This is a genomic window from Actinoallomurus acaciae (assembly GCF_042429965.1).
GTDB classification, from domain to species: Bacteria; Actinomycetota; Actinomycetes; order Streptosporangiales; family Streptosporangiaceae; genus Actinoallomurus; species Actinoallomurus acaciae.
In genome coordinates this window covers 1-15,085 of the sequence record NZ_JBHLZP010000180.1, presented here as the reverse complement: position 1 = coordinate 15,085, position 15,085 = coordinate 1, and the positions used below count along the sequence as shown (strand labels likewise).

The window sequence follows — 15,085 nt, the reverse complement described above, 5'->3', positions numbered from 1 at the left end:
GCGGCTCCGGGCTCCAGCGGCGCCGCTCTCCACACCGGGTGAGACGGGTAGGATCGCAGCCACACGCGGAGGCCCGGCCGCGAGCCGTCATCGCCGCCAAGGCCTGTCTCACCCGCCCCGTCCGTAACCGGCGCGACGCGCGCGCACGGTCGGCGGCGGGCTCGTGGGGCAGACCCGAGCGCGGCTCGCGGCCTGTCGTGCGGCGACCGCCCTCACGGCCCCGTGACGATCGTCATCCAAGAACGCGAGGAGAACCACCCGTGTCCGAACGCACTCTTGTCCTCGTCAAGCCCGACGGCGTACGCCGGGGGCTCGTCGGCGACGTGATCTCGCGCATCGAGCGCAAGGGCCTCAAGCTCGTCGCGCTGGAGTTGCGCACGCTCGAGCGCGACGTCGCCGAGACCCACTACGAGGAGCACCGGGAGAAGCCGTTCTTCTCCTCGCTCGTCGAGTTCATCACCGGCGGCCCGCTCGTCGCGATGGTGGTGGAGGGCCCGCGCGCGATCGAGGCGTTCCGCGGGCTCGCCGGCGCCACCGACCCGGTCGCCGCCGCGCCGGGCACGATTCGCGGCGACCACGCCCTGGAGATCCAGGAGAACATCGTCCACGGCTCCGACTCCACCTACTCCGCCGAGCGTGAGATCAAGCTCTTCTTCCCGAACCTTTTCTGACGACGGTGCCAAGACGCGCGGTCCGGAGCGACTCCGGTCCGCGCGTTTTGTTTAGCGTGACCGGCTTCTGACCGGAGCGTTACGGAGCGGCGACGCGCGACGATTGGTCCTGCATCAACTGGCGTGTTCCGAGTTACCATGACAATGCGCTCCTGCACGCCCGCCAATCTCGAAGGGCTGCCTTTCTTCATGGGTAACAAGCTGTCGTTCCTCGGCCGCGACATGGCGGTCGATCTGGGTACGGCGAACACGTTGGTCTACGTCCGCGGTCGCGGCATCGTGCTCAACGAGCCCTCTGTCGTGGCGATCAACACCCACACGGGCAAGATCGTCGCCGTCGGGATCGAAGCCAAGCGGATGATCGGCCGTACGCCGGGCAACATCGTCGCGGTGCGTCCGCTGAAGGACGGCGTCATCGCCGACTTCGACGTCACCGAACGCATGCTCCGCTACTTCATCCAAAAGGTTCACAAACGCCGACATTTCGCCAAGCCACGCATCGTCGTGGCCGTGCCCAGCGGTATCACCGGGGTCGAGCAGCGCGCCGTGAAGGAGGCGGGCTACCAGGCCGGGGCCAGACGCGTCTACATCATCGAGGAGCCGATGGCCGCCGCGATCGGCGCCGGGCTGCCGGTGCACGAGCCGACCGGCAACATGGTCGTCGACATCGGCGGCGGCACGACCGAGGTCGCGATCATCTCGCTCGGCGGCATCGTGACGAGCCAGTCCATCCGCGTCGGCGGTGACGAGCTCGACCAGGCGATCATCTCCTACGCCAAGAAGGAGTACTCCCTCATGCTGGGGGAGCGCACCTCCGAGGAGATCAAGATGGCGATCGGGTCGGCATACCCGTTCGACGACGAGCCGCACGCCGAGATCCGCGGCCGCGACCTCGTCAGCGGGCTGCCGAAGACCGTCGTGATCTCCGCCGAGGAGATCCGCCGCGCGATCGAGGAGCCGGTCAACACCGTGGTCGACGCGGTCAAGACCACCCTGGACAAATGCCCGCCTGAGCTGTCCGGCGACATCATGGACCGCGGTATCGCGCTGACCGGGGGCGGCGCCCTGCTGAAGAACATCGATGAGCGCCTGCGCGAAGAGACGGGCATGCCGATCCACATGGTCGACAACCCGCTCGACTCGGTCGTGCTCGGCTCAGGCAAGTGCGTCGAGGACTTCGAGGCACTGCGGCAGGTCCTCGTACCCGAACCAAGGCGTTAGGACACCCGGCCGGTGAAGGACACCCGGCGAACCCGCGCGGTCCTCGGCGTGCTGCTGCTCGTCTCGCTCACCATGATCACGGTGGACTACCGCGGCGGGAACAACTCGCCGCTGAGGGCGCTGCGTGGCTTCGGCGAGGCCATTTTCGGCCCCATCGAGCAGGGCGCCACCGCGGTCGTTCACCCGGTCGCCGGCGCCTTCCACACGTTCACCGGGGCGCCGAGCGCGCACCGGCGGATCACCCGGCTCGAACGCGAGAACCAGCGGCTCCGCCAGCAACTGCGCACCGGGCAACTCGACAAGCGGCGGGCCGGCGAGCTCGAGCGCCTCCTCGGCACCTCGGGTCTCGGCGGCTACCGCATCGTCCCGGCGGAGGTCATCTCCTCCGGCGAGGGCCTGGAGAACACCGTCACGCTCGACGTCGGCAGCCGCAGCGGCGTGCAGCCGAACATGACCGTGCTGTCCGGCGACGGGCTGGTGGGCCGGGTGACCCGCGTCGGGCCGACCAGCTCGACGGTCATGCTCGCCATCGACGCGGCGTCCTCGGTCGGCGGGCGGCTGGAGAAGTCCGACGAGATCGGCATCGTGCAGGGCGCCGGCCGTCGCGGCGGCTCGTCGCTGAAGTTCCAGCTGCTCGACTCCACCGTGGTCATGGAGCCCGGCCAGCGCATCGTCTCGTTCGGCTCCGAGGACGACCGGCCGTACGTCCCCGGCGTCCCGATCGGGACGATCGCCAGGATCGAGCGGACGTCGGGGTCGCTGACCCGCACCGCCGTCGTCCGCCCGTTCGTGCGCTTCACCTCGCTCGACGTGGTCGGCGTGGTGGTCGCGGCGCCGAAGCGGAACCCCCGCGACTCGGTGCTGCCGCCGTCGCCCTCACCACCCACCCCCACACCCGCGCCATCGCAACCGCCGCCGGCCCAGGCGGGCTCATCAGCCCCGCCGAAGTCCCGACCGGCTCCGTCACCGACGTCGAGAGGCTGACCGTGTCACGTAACGTCCTCGCCTCGATCGTCATCGTCGCCGCACTGATACTGCAGGTGACGGTCGTCAACCGGCTGCCGCTGCCCGGCTCGGTGGTGCCCGACCTCGTGCTGCTGGCCGTCGTCGCGCTCGCCCTGGTCAACGGTTCGCTGCGCGGGCTCGTCGCCGGGTTCTGCGCCGGGCTGGCCGCCGACATCGTCCCGCCGGCCGACCACACGATCGGCCGGTACGCGCTCGTGTTCTGCCTGATCGGCTACCTCTGCGGCTCCGTCGCCGTCGAGATGGACCGGGCGCCGCTGCTGCCGTTCGTGGCGGTGGCCGTCGGCGCCCTGGCCGGATCCGTGCTGTACGCCCTGGTCGGCGCGATGCTCGGCGATCCGCGCGCCCGCTGGCCGGTGGTCTCGCACGTGCTTCCGCTCCAGGTCTTCTACGACATCGTCGCCAGCCCGTTCGTGGTCTGGGCCGTGCTGCGGCTGACCAACCGCGCCGAACGGCCCCGCGACTCCGCGGGGCTCGACCCGGTGCCCGGCTTCTACCGGGCGAGGTAGGCCGATGGGCTCGCGTTCTCACGTGCGGCTCGTCGTGCTGCACGTCATGGTCATGTCGCTGCTGCTGTCGCTCGGCGGGCGGCTCTGGTACCTGCAGGTCATGAACGGCGCGCACTACCGCCGGGTGGCCGCCGACAACGGCATCCGCGACATCATCGTGCCGGCGCCGCGCGGGCAGATCCTCGACGACGCCGGCCGTCCGCTGGTGCGCAACCGCACGGCCCTGGTCGTCTCGGCCGACCGTACGGTCCTGCTGCGGCAAAAGGACGGCGGCAGGGCCGTGCTCCAGCGGCTCGCCGGCGTGCTCGGCGTGCCGTACACCCAGCTCTCCGACAAGATCCGTCTGTGCGGGGCGGGCGTCACACGGCCCTGCTGGACCGGCTCGCCGTACCAGCCGATCCCGCTCGACGACAACGCCGATGCCCGGAAGGCGCTGCAGATCCGCGAGCGCCAGGAGGACTTCCCCGGCATCAGCGCCCAGCTCCAGGCGGTCCGCGACTATCCCCGTACGGACGGGGCGGGCGCCGCGCAGGCGCTCGGGTACCTCCAGCCGATCACGCAGGAGGAGCTGAACAGGCGCAAGGGCATCAAGGTCACCGGCTACAGCGGCGTCGACCTGATCGGCCGCGACGGTCTCGAGGCGGTCTACGACGGCGACCTGCGCGGCGCGACGGGCGTACGCCGGGTGCTGGTCGACAGCCAGGGCAGGGTCACCGGCGTCGCGTCCGAGAAGCCCCCCGTGTCCGGCGGCAACCTCGTCACCAGCCTCGACGCCAAGGTCCAGGGGGACGTCGAGTCCGCCCTCAAGCACGCCATCGACGCCGCGCACAAACGCGGCGACCCCGCCGACTCGGGAGCCGCCGTGGTCATGGACGTGCGCACCGGACGGGTCCTGGCGCTCGGCAGCTACCCGACGTACAACCCGGCGGTGTGGACCGGCGGCATCTCCCAGAGCGAGTACGACGGGCTGCTCAACAAGAGCAAGGGACAGCCGCTGATCTCCCGCGTCACCCAGGGCGAGTTCGCGCCGGGGTCGACGTTCAAGGTCTCCTCGCTGCCCGCGGCGATCCGCGACGGCTACTCGCTGCACGGCACCTACGGCTGCCCGTCGTCGTACATGGTGGGCGCGCGCGCGTTCAGCAACTTCGAGGGCGAGTCCGGCGGCGACATCAGCCTGCACCAGGCGATCGTGATGTCCTGCGACACGATCTTCTACCGGTTCGCGTACGAGGAGTGGCTGCGCGACGGCGGCAACCACCCGGTGAAGAACCCCAAGGATCCGATGATCAAGATGGCCAAGGACTTCGGGTTCGGCAAGCGGACCGGCATCGACCTGGTCGGAGAGTCACCGGGGCGCATCCCCAGCCGGCAGTGGAAGATGGACTACTGGGACGCCACCAAGGGCTCCGACTGCAAGCACGGCAAGACCGGCTATCCCGACGTGGCCAAGACCGATCCGGCGCGTGCGGCCTACCTCAAGCAGATGGCCGCGGAGAACTGCGTCGACGGCTATGTCTTCCGCGCCGGCGACGCGGCCAACTTCTCGGTCGGCCAGGGCGACGTGCTGGTCACGCCGCTGCAACTCGCCCGCGCGTACGCCGCGGTGGCCAACGGCGGCACGCTGTGGAGCCCGCGCGTCGGCAAGGCGGTGCTGGCCCCCAACGGCACGATCGCCCGCCGCATCGACCCGGTGAAGGCCGGCACGCTGCCCATCTCGCAGAAGGTCCTCGCGTACATGAGGAGCGCGTTCGCCGACGTGCCCAAGTCCGGTACGGCGGCCGGGGCGTTCGGCGGGTTCCCGCTCGACAAGCTGCCCGTCGCCGGCAAGACGGGCACCGCGGAGGTCTGGGGAAAGAAGGACAACTCCTGGTTCGCCTCCTATGCCCCGGCCGACAACCCGCGCTACGTCGTCGTGGCGATGGTCACGCAGACCGGCACGGGCGCGACCACGGCCGCCCCGGCCGTGCGCGAGATCTGGGAGGACATGTACGGCCTGCGCAAGGGCAAGAAGCCCGACCTGCCCGACGGCAAGGTGCCCGACCGGCTCCCGGCGCTCGCCTCCGACGGCACGATCGTCCCGCCGCCGGGCTTCGGTGAGCCGGCGGAGAAGACACCCGCGTCCCTCCCCTCCCACCGGAGGAAGAAGCACAAATGATCAGCGGGTACGCCCGGCCGCTCGAAGGCCGTTCGTGGCTGAGCCGCCTGTCCGACTCGCCGTTGCGCCGGCTCGACTGGACGCTCATCTGCGTCACGGCGGTCCTGACGGCGATCGGCTCGGTGCTGGTGTTCTCCGCGACGCGCGGAGGCCTGAGTGAGGCGGGCGCCGATCCGTACTCCTACCTGAAGAAACACCTGTTCAACATCGCGGTCGGGGCGATCCTCGGCGGCGTGACGGTGGCACTGGACTACCGGCTGCTGCGGGCGTACGCGCCGATTGTGTACGCCGCCGCGTGCGTCGGCCTGGTCGTCGTGCTCACGCCGCTGGGCGCGACGATCAACGGCTCGCACTCGTGGATCACGCTCGGCGGCGGGTTCCAGCTCCAGCCGTCGGAGTTCGCCAAGGTCGGCATGGTGGTGCTGCTGGCAATGATCCTCGGCGAGCCACGCGACGGCGAGGTCGGCCCGGGACGCCGCGACATCCTGCTGGCCCTGGGGCTGGCCGCCCTGCCCGCGGGCCTGGTGATGCTCCAGCCGGACCTCGGCACGACCATGGTGTTCGGCGCGGTCGTCATCGGCATGCTGGCGGTCTGCGGCGCGCCCAAGCGCTGGGTGCTGGGGCTGCTGGGCGGCGCGGTGACCGGGGCGTTCATGGTGTGGTGGCTGCACCTGCTCAAGCCGTACCAGATCAACCGGTTCACGGCGTTCGCCGACCCGTCGAAGGACCCTCAGGGCGCGGGCTACAACGCCGAGCAGGCGCGCATCGCCGTCGGCTCGGGCGGGTTCTTCGGCAAGGGCCTGTTCCACGGCGAGCAGACGATCGGTCACTTCGTGCCCGAGCAGCACACGGACTTCATCTTCACGGTGGCGGGGGAGGAGCTCGGCTTCGTGGGCGCGGCGCTGATCACCGCGCTGCTGGGCGTGGTGTTGTGGCGGGGGCTGCGCATCGCGATGCAGGCGGCCGACCTGTTCGGCCTGCTGGTGGCCTCGGGCGTCGTGTGCTGGCTGGCGTTCCAGACGTTCGAGAACATCGGCATGACCGTCGGCATCATGCCGATCACCGGCCTGCCGCTGCCGTTCGTGTCCTACGGCGGCTCGGCCACGTTCGCCAACATGATCGCCGTCGGCCTCCTGGAGGCCGTGCATCTGCGCCATAACCCGTACGAGTGACCTCGAATCCGTCACAGGTCACGCCTATCGTGCGGACCATGACGGAGATCCGGTACGTGCGGGGCGATGCCACGTCTCCCCAGGCCAAGGGCCCCAAGGTCATCGCGCATGTCTGCAACGACCGGGGCGGGTGGGGAAAGGGCTTCGTCGTGGCGCTGTCACGGCGGTGGCCGGAGCCGGAGAAGGCCTACCGGCGCTGGTACCGCGATCGCGCCGGCAACGACTTCGGGCTCGGCGCGACCCGGCTCGTCCAGGTCCGCGCCGACACTTGGGTCGCCAACATGATCGGCCAGCACGGCACCAGGAGCGGCCGGAGCAGCGGGCCGCCGATCCGCTACGAGGCGCTGGACGAGTGCCTGCGCCGGCTGGCCGGACAGGCCGCCGAACTCCACGCGAGCGTCCACATGCCCCGCATCGGCTGCGGCCTCGCCGGCGGACGCTGGGAGCGCGTCGAACCCCTCATCGACGCCCGCCTGGTCGCGGCCGGTGTCCCGGTGACCGTCTATGACGCTTGAAGTTAGTGACTTTGCGTAAACGAGTGGCTACGTTCGATAGTAGGGGTTAAGTTACGGACTGTGACCGCAGTCATTGAGGCCGCTCCCCAGCGGCATACGCATTCCGCCTGGCCGGAGCGATCCTACCGAAGTAGGATCGATGCCATGGCGATGAAGAAGCTGTCCATCACCCTGCCCGCCGAGCTCGCGGAGATGGTCCGGCGCGAGGCCGAGGAAGAAGGCACCTCGGTCTCCGCCGTCATCGCCGACGAACTCGCGGCGGCCGCCCGGCGCCGCGCCGGGGTCGAGGCCGTGCGCTGGTTCGTCTCGGAAGAGGGGCCGTTCACCGAGGAGGACCGGGCGGCGGCTCGAGCCATCCTCGACGCGGCCGACGAGCACCAGCGCAAGCTCGACGAGCTGGCCGAGCGACAGAAGGAGGCCGGCTGATGTCCGCCGTCCGCCCGATCGTCCTCGACGCGGGTTCGCTGATCTCCGCGGAGTCCCGCAGCCGCGTGATCTGGACCGTCTACGACGAAACGCTGATCACCGGCCAGGAGCTCATTGTCAGCACGCCGGTCCTGGCTCAGGTCTGGCGCGACGGACGCAAGCAGGCGGTCATCGGCCGCTTCCTGCGGCGCTGCGTGGTCGACCGGCCGAGCGAGAGCACGGCCAAGCGGGCGGGCGAGCTGCTCGGCCGCACCGGCACGAGCGACGCCGTGGACGCGCTCGTCGTGGCCACCGCGATCGAGCGGGGTGCGACGACCATCCTGACGAGTGATCCGAGCGACCTGAAGGCGCTGGTCGACGCGAGCGGCATAAAGCTCCCGCCGCTGATTCAGAGAGTGTGATCCGGTCGGCCGCTCCCCATGGGGGCGGCCGGCCCGAGCTCAGCGCGCGGTCGTGACGACGATCTTTCCGACCTGCGTGCCGGACTCCATGTGGCGATGGGCCGCGGCGATGTCGCCGAGGTCGAAGGTGCGGTCCACCACGGCACGGAAGCCGCCCCCGCGAAGCCCGGAGGCCACGAACGCCTCCGCGCGGCGCAGGCGCTCCGGATCCCTCGTCGTCTCGTGGACGGTGTAGGTGCGCATGTTCAGCGCGGGCATGCCGAGCTCGAAGCCCGGGTACGGAGTCGTCTCGCCGCTGAGCGCGCCGTACTCCAGGAGCGTGCCGCCCGGGGCGACCACCCTGGCCAGGTCCACCACGCCGGGGCCGGCGACGGCGTCGAAGACGAACTCCGCGCCCCGGCCCCCGGTCAGCGCCGGCACCCGCTCGACCACGTCCTCCGTGCCGGTGACGATCACCTCCGCCGCCCCCTCACGGAGCAGCGCGTCCTTCTTGGACTCGGTGCGGGTGAGGGCGATCGGCACGGCGCCCACGCGCCGCGCGACCTGGATGGCGGCCAGCCCCACGCTGCTGGACGCGGCGTTCAGCACGACCGTGTCCCCGGCCCGCATGCCACCGACCTCGACCAGTGCGCCGTACGCCGTCAGGTACGGCATCCACACCGCCGCGCCCGCGACCGAGTCGAGCCCGTCGGGGCGGGGCAGCACCGCCGCCGCGGGCACGATCGCCCGCTCGGCGTAGACGCCGTAGTCGTTCTGGGAGAAGGCGGGGATGACGCTGACCGGTTGCCCGGGCTCCAGTCCGGTGACGCCCTCGCCGGCCGCCTCGACCACGCCGGCGGCCTCGGTGCCCAGCCTGGCCGGAAACCGTCGCACCGGCTCGATGTAGTGGCCGCTGCGGAACAGCGCCTCGGCCCTGTTCAGGCCGATCGCCTCCACGCGGACGCGCACCTCGCCGGGTCCCGGCTCGCCGACCGTCGCATCCTCCAGCCGCATCACCTCGGGGCCGCCGAGCTCATGGAACAGCACCGTTCGCGCCATCACACACCATCCGTTCCGTCGGAAGTCGATGACCGATTCCAGGGCAAAGTACGATGAATGTCAAATTAGAAAGGTGTCGTACTACTGTTCCGAGTTGCTCCTCATCGCCCTGGCCGACGCGGCGGGCCGGCGGCGGTAGGCTCGGAACTTGATTCCCATCCTGTTCTCCGGAGGCTTTCGCCATGTCCGTCGAGTCGCTGTTTCCCCGCCTGGAGCCGTTGCTCCCCGCGGTGCAAAAGCCGATTCAGTACGTCGGCGGTGAGCTGAACTCCTCGGTCAAGGACTGGGACGGGGCGCAGGTCCGGTGGGCGCTGATGTACCCCGACGCGTACGAGGTGGGGCAGCCCAACCAGGGCGTCCAGATCCTTTACGAGATCCTGAACGAGCGCGAGGGCGTCCTCGCCGAGCGCACCTACAGCGTGTGGCCCGACCTCGAGGCGCTGATGCGCGAGCACGGCATCCCGCAGTTCACCGTGGACGCCCACCGTCCCGTCGGCGCCTTCGACGTGCTCGGGATCAGCTTCTCCACCGAGCTCGGCTACACCAACATGCTGACCGCGCTCGACCTCGCCGGGATCCCGCTGCAGGCGGCCGACCGTACCGAGGACCACCCGATCGTCCTCGCGGGCGGGCACGCGGCCTTCAACCCCGAGCCGATCGCCGACTTCCTCGACGCGGCCGTGCTCGGCGACGGCGAGGAGATCGTGCTCGCGATCACCGAGTTGATCCGGGAGTGGAAGGACGAGGGCCGCCCCGGTGGCCGCGACGAGCTGCTGATGCGGCTGGCGCGCTCCGGCGGCGTCTACATCCCGCGGTTCTACGACGTCACCTACCTGCCGGACGGCCGGATCCAGCGGGTCGCGCCCAACCGGCCCGGCGTGCCGTGGCGGGTGGCCAAGCACACGGTCATGGACCTCGACCAGTGGCCGTACCCGAAGAAGCCCCTGGTGCCCCTCGCCGAGACCGTGCACGAGCGCTTCAGCGTGGAGATCTTCCGCGGCTGCACGCGGGGCTGCCGCTTCTGCCAGGCCGGCATGATCACCCGGCCGGTGCGCGAGCGGTCGATCACCACGATCGGCGACATGGTGGACACCGGCCTGAAGGAGTCCGGCTTCCAGGAGGTCGGGCTGCTCAGCCTGTCCAGCGCCGACCATTCGGAGATCGGCGACATCGCCAAGGGCCTGGCCGACCGGTACGAGGGCACCAACACCTCGCTGTCCCTGCCGTCCACGCGGGTCGACGCGTTCAACATCACGCTGGCCAACGAGTTCTCCCGTGGCGGGCGCCGCTCGGGCCTGACGTTCGCGCCCGAGGGCGGCTCGGAGCGCATGCGCAAGGTCATCAACAAGATGGTCTCCGAAGACGACCTCATCCGCACCGTGACCACGGCGTACGAGAACGGCTGGCGGCAGGTCAAGCTCTACTTCATGTGCGGGCTGCCGACCGAGGAGGACGAGGACGTCCTCGCCATCGCCGACATGGCCAGGCGCGTCATCCGGGCGGGCCGCGAGGCGACCGGGCGTCGCGACATCCGCTGCACCGTCTCGATCGGCGGGTTCGTGCCCAAGCCGCACACGCCGTTCCAGTGGGCCGCGCAGTGCGACCACGAGACGGTCGACCGGCGCCTGCGCGCGCTGAAGGACACGCTGCGCCGCGACAAGGAGTACGGCCGCGCCATCGGCCTGCGCTACCACGACGGCGAGCCGTCGATCATCGAGGGCCTGCTGTCCCGCGGCGACCGCCGGGTCGGCAAGGTCATCCAGGCCGTCTGGGAGGACGGCGGGCGCTTCGACGGCTGGAGCGAGTTCTTCAGCTTCGCCCGCTGGCAGACCTGCGCCGACAAGGCCCTGGAGGGCGTCGGCCTGGCCTGGTACACCGTCCGTGAGCGCGACGAGGTCGAGGTCCTGCCCTGGGATCACCTGGACGCCGGCCTGGACCGCGAATGGCTGTGGCAGGACTGGCAGGACGCGATCGACGAGACCGAGGTCGAGGACTGCCGCTGGACCCCGTGCTATGACTGCGGCGTCTGCCCGACGATGGACACGGAGATCCAGATCGGCCCGACGGGCAAGAAGCTCCTCCCCTTGACCGTCGTCTGACCTTCGAGCGCCGCGCTCTGCGCGTCTTTCCGCGGACCTCGCCCCCAACGGTGAAACCGGTGAACGCCGCCTCGCCCACGCGCGGGCGAGGCGAGCCGATCGCGTCCTTCACCTCACTCCCGCGCGAACCTGCCGGGACCGTCGTCCAACGCCCGGGCCGCCGGAGGAGGGCCGGGCGCGCGCTCGTCGGGGGCCGGTCCTGAAAAACAAGGCAGCCCTGTGAGGATGTCTCCGCGAAGGGCGGAGAGTCTCACAGGGCTTGTCGCCGGGGGCCGGAGCGGGCGGCCTTCGAGGCGGCGACGGATGACGGTGGGATCCGGTGCCTCGGCGCGCCTTCGCGCGGTTCGGCCGCCGGATCGGGACCGGGCTCAGCCTGAGGGCGGGATCGGGCGCGCCGGGCTGGGCGGGGACTCAACCCAGGAGTGGAGGCGTGCTCGGTCCGCGCATCGGGCCGGGCGGGGGCTCAGCCCGCGGACGGGGCCGGGCAGGGGTCCACCCGGTCGGCGGTGCGGCGCAGCATGCCCGCGAGGTGCACGCGGGCGGCCCGCCGGACCTGGGCGGTGACCTCCTGGCGCGGGGTCGGCCGGTAGGCCACCTGGGGGGCCTCCGGGCGCGAGTCGAGCAGGTGCTGCCGCGCCTGACGGCGAGCGGACTCGAACGCGATCATCTGCAGCGGTTCCATGTGCCCTCTCTAGGTCTCTTTATCGATTCAGAACCAAGCACGAGCTTAAGGCCAAGTCGCTTCTGAATCAATTCAGAAATAGGGTTCCCGGTGTGGAACGCGTCACCCTGCAGACGATCGCCGACCGGGTCGGCGTCTCACGTACGACCGTGTCGAACGCCTTCTCCCGGCCCGACCAGCTCAAACAGGAGCTGCGGCAGCGGATCATGGAGGTCGCCGAGGAGCTGGACTACCCGGGGCCGAACCCCGCCGCCCGTACGCTCCGCCGCGGACGTGCCGGCGTGATCGGCGTCGTCTTCACCGAGACGCTGTCGTACGCCTTCGCCGACTCCTACGCGGTCGGCTTCCTGCGCGGGCTCGCCCGCGTGGCCGAGCAGTCCGGCACCGGGCTGCATCTGATCGGCTGGCCCTCGCCCGGCGTCGCGGAGGAGGTGATCGGAGACGCCGTCGTCGACGGTTTCTGCCTGTTCTCGCCGGAGGCCCACCCGCTGGTCGAGACCGTCCTGCGCCGCCGTCTGCCCGTCGTCACGGTCGACCACCCGTACGTCCCCGGCGTGCCGTTCGTCGGCATCGAGGACCGGACCGCGGCGAGCGAGGCGGCCACGTGCCTGCTCGAACTCGGGCACCGGCGCATCGCGATCATCGCGGCGCAGCCGATGGCGGCCCAGATTCCCGGCCGTGGTCACGCGCAGGCCTGGCTCGACATCGACCTCGCCGCCGGCCATCGTTTCGGCGCCGGGCGCGCCCGGGTGGCCGGCTACCACGACGCGTGCATGAAGGCCGGTCTGACCTGGTCCGACATCCCGATCCACCCGACCACGAACGACCGGGAGATCGCGCGTCGGACGGCGGCGCGGATCCTCGACCTGGACCCGCGGCCGACGGCCGTGATCGCGGCCACCGACGAGATCGCCTTCGGGGTGATGGACGTCGCGGCCCAGCGGGGCATCGACATCCCGGGTGAGCTGTCCGTCGTCGGGTTCGACGACGTGCCCGCCGCCGAGCCGGCCGGGCTCACCACCGTCCGTCAGCCGATCACCGAGAAGGGCACCACCGCCGGGCGGCTGCTGCTCGAACCGTCCAGCGACGACCCCGCGCCGTGTGTGCTGATGGAGCACCGGCTGATCGTTCGCCGCACCACCGCGCCGCCCCCGTGAGAGGAAACGAAACGGCTGGCGCCTGCGTCTCAGGTGAGTGAACAGCGTGGACAATGGCCCTCCGGGCTGCGTGACGGTTCCCCTCCTGATCATCGTTCTGCCGGTGCGCCTCCTGTGGGAGGCGCTGAAGGTGATCGGGCGGTACGTGCTGCGTCCGCTCGGGTGGCTGCTCCACAACGCCCTCGTACGGCCCGTGGCGTGGATCCTGCGTGAACTCCTCTGGCGCCCGATCCGCTGGGCGGTGCGCGTCCTGGTGGTGCTGCCGCTGCGCTGGGCGGGCCGGCGGATCCTGCTGCCGCTGGGGCGCGCGATCCTGCGGTACGTCCTGGTGCCGCTCCTGAGCGGGTTCGCCTGGGTCGTGATGCTCGTCGCGCGGCCCGTCGGGCGGGCGCTCGCCGCGCTGTGGCGCGCCGTATTGTGGCCGGTTCTGGCTGCGTTCGGCCGCCTGCTCGCCCACGCCTGGCGGCTCGCCGGCGTGATTCTTCACCACCTCCTCGTACGGCCCCTGAAATTCGTGTGGCGGATGGTGTTGAAGCCGGTACTGCGGGCCGTGCGGCAGGTCTGGCGGGCCACGGCGGTACCGGCGGCCCGCTGGTTCCGCCACCATGTCCGGGAACCCGTGCGTGCGGCCGGACGTTCGGTCTCCAGGGCGCTCGGCCTGGATGCATGGCGGCCGTGACCCCGTACTCTTAGAACAAAAGACTTTCGCACTGGCACGAGTAGGAAGGATCAAAACACTGGCACCCATGCCGGAGGGCCCGGCGCCGGCCCCCGTGACCCAGCGGCTTCGCGTGCGGTACGCCAAGCGCGGCAGGCTGCGGTTCACCAGCCACCGAGACATCTCCCGGGCCGTGGAACGCGCCATCCGGCGCGCCGGGATTCAGGTGGCGTTCAGCGCCGGATTCAGCCCGCACCCGAAGATCTCGTATTCGGGTGCGGCGGCAACTGGTGTCGCCAGTGAGGCGGAATACCTCGAAATCGGGCTTGTCGCCCCCTGTGATCCAGGTCGGCTGCGGGCCGATCTCGACGACGCGCTACCCGAGGGTCTGGACATCCTCGATGTCGTCGAGGCGCGCAACGGAACTCTGGCGGACCGCCTTGAGGCGTCGAGCTGGCTCGTACGTCTCGACGGGGTCGCCCCGGAGATCGCCGGCGCCGCCGCGGCCGCCTTCCTGGCGGCCGATGAGATCGAGGTCGAACGCCTCACCAAGAAGGGCCGCCGGACCTTCGACGCCCGTGCCGCGGTCATCGCGTGCGAGCTCGACCGGCGCGCCACCGAGGGCGCGGATGCGCAGTGTGCCATACTTCGAATGGTTGTTCGGCACACGACACCCGCTGTTCGACCTGACGACGTCCTCACCGGACTTCGGCTTGTGGCCGGCCTCGCGCCGCCGTCGCCTCCTTTGGTGACGCGGCTGGCGCAGGGGTTGCTCGCCGATGACACCGGTGAGCTCACCGACCCGCTGGCCCCCGACCGGCAGACCGCACCGGCAGGCGATGTCGCCGCCGCGCACGCGGACGCCGTACGGATGGCGGAGCCGGACGCCGTCGGTGCCCAGCCGTAGGCGATTTCCATGCATCGCATGGATTCTCACCGACGGCCGGGCGCACCCCTGATGACTTTGTCGGCACGACCCGAAGGGCCGAGCCGGCGCCAAGGAGAAACGGATCGCTCCTGTGCGGCGCACCCTGGCGGGTCGCGCCCGGGAGCTGACGGGAGAACGCCCGCATGCTTGACAACGAGATCGGTGACGCCACCGGCGGCACTGAGAACACCGGTAATGAACCGACTGGTGAGACCGCACAGGTGAGCCGTCCGCGCCGGGCCAGCCGCCCGGCCGGGCCGCCTCCTGAACCCGAGGAGAGCACGCCCTCCGCGCCCAAGGGCGAGGAGCAGGCTCGTCCCGCCAAGACGACACGCACCCGCCGGACCACGCGCAAGCCCGCGGCCGAGCCGGAGACCACGGCCCCGGTCAAGGCCACGGCCCCGGTCAAGGCCGCGGCCCCGGCCGAGCC

The 15,085-nt window shown here is 70.8% G+C and carries 15 protein-coding genes and 1 pseudogene; 14 read left to right on the top strand and 2 right to left on the bottom strand.

What is annotated here, in order from left to right:
* Positions 1–260: 260 nt before the first annotated feature.
* The 9 genes from ndk (at position 261) to ACFFNX_RS23405 (ending at position 8,093) form a co-directional block, all read left to right on the top strand.
* Positions 261–671 (top strand): nucleoside-diphosphate kinase, encoded by a 411-nt coding sequence (gene ndk, locus ACFFNX_RS23445; RefSeq protein ID WP_378206057.1) that lies wholly within the window; start codon positions 261–263, stop codon positions 669–671.
* Between the two features lie 189 nt (positions 672–860).
* Positions 861–1,892, top strand: coding sequence for a rod shape-determining protein (locus tag ACFFNX_RS23440; protein ID WP_285585022.1), 1,032 nt, complete (start codon positions 861–863; stop codon positions 1,890–1,892).
* Between the two features lie 12 nt (positions 1,893–1,904).
* Positions 1,905–2,876 (top strand): rod shape-determining protein MreC, encoded by a 972-nt coding sequence (mreC, locus tag ACFFNX_RS23435; RefSeq protein ID WP_378206054.1) that lies wholly within the window; start codon positions 1,905–1,907, stop codon positions 2,874–2,876.
* 2 nt (positions 2,877–2,878) lie between these two features.
* On the top strand, positions 2,879–3,424 hold the full coding sequence (gene mreD / locus ACFFNX_RS23430; RefSeq protein WP_378206051.1) for a rod shape-determining protein MreD: 546 nt from the start codon (positions 2,879–2,881) through the stop codon (positions 3,422–3,424).
* 4 nt (positions 3,425–3,428) lie between these two features.
* On the top strand, positions 3,429–5,579 hold the full coding sequence (gene mrdA / locus ACFFNX_RS23425) for a penicillin-binding protein 2 (protein WP_378206047.1): 2,151 nt from the start codon (positions 3,429–3,431) through the stop codon (positions 5,577–5,579).
* Positions 5,576–6,751 (top strand): rod shape-determining protein RodA, encoded by a 1,176-nt coding sequence (gene rodA / locus ACFFNX_RS23420; protein WP_378206044.1) that lies wholly within the window; start codon positions 5,576–5,578, stop codon positions 6,749–6,751. The genes mrdA and rodA overlap by 4 nt, the downstream gene beginning before the upstream one ends.
* A gap of 38 nt (positions 6,752–6,789) precedes the next feature.
* On the top strand, positions 6,790–7,266 hold the full coding sequence (locus tag ACFFNX_RS23415; protein WP_378206041.1) for a macro domain-containing protein: 477 nt from the start codon (positions 6,790–6,792) through the stop codon (positions 7,264–7,266).
* Between the two features lie 144 nt (positions 7,267–7,410).
* Positions 7,411–7,692 (top strand): hypothetical protein, encoded by a 282-nt coding sequence (locus tag ACFFNX_RS23410; RefSeq protein ID WP_378206038.1) that lies wholly within the window; start codon positions 7,411–7,413, stop codon positions 7,690–7,692.
* Positions 7,692–8,093 (top strand): type II toxin-antitoxin system VapC family toxin, encoded by a 402-nt coding sequence (locus tag ACFFNX_RS23405; RefSeq protein WP_378206035.1) that lies wholly within the window; start codon positions 7,692–7,694, stop codon positions 8,091–8,093. Before ACFFNX_RS23410 ends, ACFFNX_RS23405 begins: the two co-directional genes overlap by 1 nt.
* A gap of 39 nt (positions 8,094–8,132) precedes the next feature.
* Here the strand turns inward: ACFFNX_RS23405 and ACFFNX_RS23400 are convergent, their stop codons facing one another.
* Positions 8,133–9,131 (bottom strand): zinc-dependent alcohol dehydrogenase family protein, encoded by a 999-nt coding sequence (locus ACFFNX_RS23400; protein WP_378206063.1) that lies wholly within the window; start codon positions 9,129–9,131, stop codon positions 8,133–8,135.
* A gap of 182 nt (positions 9,132–9,313) precedes the next feature.
* On the opposite strand from ACFFNX_RS23400, the gene ACFFNX_RS23395 reads away from it, so the two are divergent.
* Positions 9,314–11,230, top strand: coding sequence for a TIGR03960 family B12-binding radical SAM protein (locus tag ACFFNX_RS23395; RefSeq protein ID WP_378206032.1), 1,917 nt, complete (start codon positions 9,314–9,316; stop codon positions 11,228–11,230).
* A 463-nt stretch (positions 11,231–11,693) separates the two neighbouring features.
* Here the strand turns inward: ACFFNX_RS23395 and ACFFNX_RS23390 are convergent, their stop codons facing one another.
* Positions 11,694–11,912 (bottom strand): hypothetical protein, encoded by a 219-nt coding sequence (locus tag ACFFNX_RS23390; protein WP_378206029.1) that lies wholly within the window; start codon positions 11,910–11,912, stop codon positions 11,694–11,696.
* Positions 11,913–12,004: 92 nt separating this feature from the next.
* On the opposite strand from ACFFNX_RS23390, the gene ACFFNX_RS23385 reads away from it, so the two are divergent.
* The 4 genes and pseudogenes from ACFFNX_RS23385 to ACFFNX_RS23370 form a co-directional block, all read left to right on the top strand.
* Positions 12,005–13,069 (top strand): LacI family DNA-binding transcriptional regulator, encoded by a 1,065-nt coding sequence (locus ACFFNX_RS23385; RefSeq protein WP_378206025.1) that lies wholly within the window; start codon positions 12,005–12,007, stop codon positions 13,067–13,069.
* Between the two features lie 70 nt (positions 13,070–13,139).
* Positions 13,140–13,748: a hypothetical protein gene (locus ACFFNX_RS23380; protein WP_378206022.1), complete on the top strand. Its 609-nt coding sequence runs from the start codon at positions 13,140–13,142 to the stop codon at positions 13,746–13,748.
* A gap of 67 nt (positions 13,749–13,815) precedes the next feature.
* Positions 13,816–14,634, top strand: coding sequence for a TIGR03936 family radical SAM-associated protein (locus tag ACFFNX_RS23375; protein WP_378206060.1), 819 nt, complete (start codon positions 13,816–13,818; stop codon positions 14,632–14,634).
* Positions 14,635–14,798: 164 nt separating this feature from the next.
* Positions 14,799–15,085 (top strand): annotated as a pseudogene (locus tag ACFFNX_RS23370) (hypothetical protein); the annotation flags it as partial.

Coding starts and splice junctions, on each gene's coding strand:
- ACFFNX_RS23415 (WP_378206041.1), top strand. CDS start 6,790: ATGACGGAGATCCGGTACGTGCGGGGCGATGCCACGTCTCCCCAGGCC.
- ACFFNX_RS23410 (WP_378206038.1), top strand. CDS start 7,411: ATGGCGATGAAGAAGCTGTCCATCACCCTGCCCGCCGAGCTCGCGGAG.
- rodA (WP_378206044.1), top strand. CDS start 5,576: ATGATCAGCGGGTACGCCCGGCCGCTCGAAGGCCGTTCGTGGCTGAGC.
- ACFFNX_RS23395 (WP_378206032.1), top strand. CDS start 9,314: ATGTCCGTCGAGTCGCTGTTTCCCCGCCTGGAGCCGTTGCTCCCCGCG.
- ACFFNX_RS23375 (WP_378206060.1), top strand. CDS start 13,816: ATGCCGGAGGGCCCGGCGCCGGCCCCCGTGACCCAGCGGCTTCGCGTG.
- ACFFNX_RS23440 (WP_285585022.1), top strand. CDS start 861: ATGGGTAACAAGCTGTCGTTCCTCGGCCGCGACATGGCGGTCGATCTG.
- ACFFNX_RS23405 (WP_378206035.1), top strand. CDS start 7,692: ATGTCCGCCGTCCGCCCGATCGTCCTCGACGCGGGTTCGCTGATCTCC.
- ACFFNX_RS23390 (WP_378206029.1), bottom strand. CDS start 11,912: ATGGAACCGCTGCAGATGATCGCGTTCGAGTCCGCTCGCCGTCAGGCG.
- mrdA (WP_378206047.1), top strand. CDS start 3,429: ATGGGCTCGCGTTCTCACGTGCGGCTCGTCGTGCTGCACGTCATGGTC.
- ACFFNX_RS23400 (WP_378206063.1), bottom strand. CDS start 9,131: ATGGCGCGAACGGTGCTGTTCCATGAGCTCGGCGGCCCCGAGGTGATG.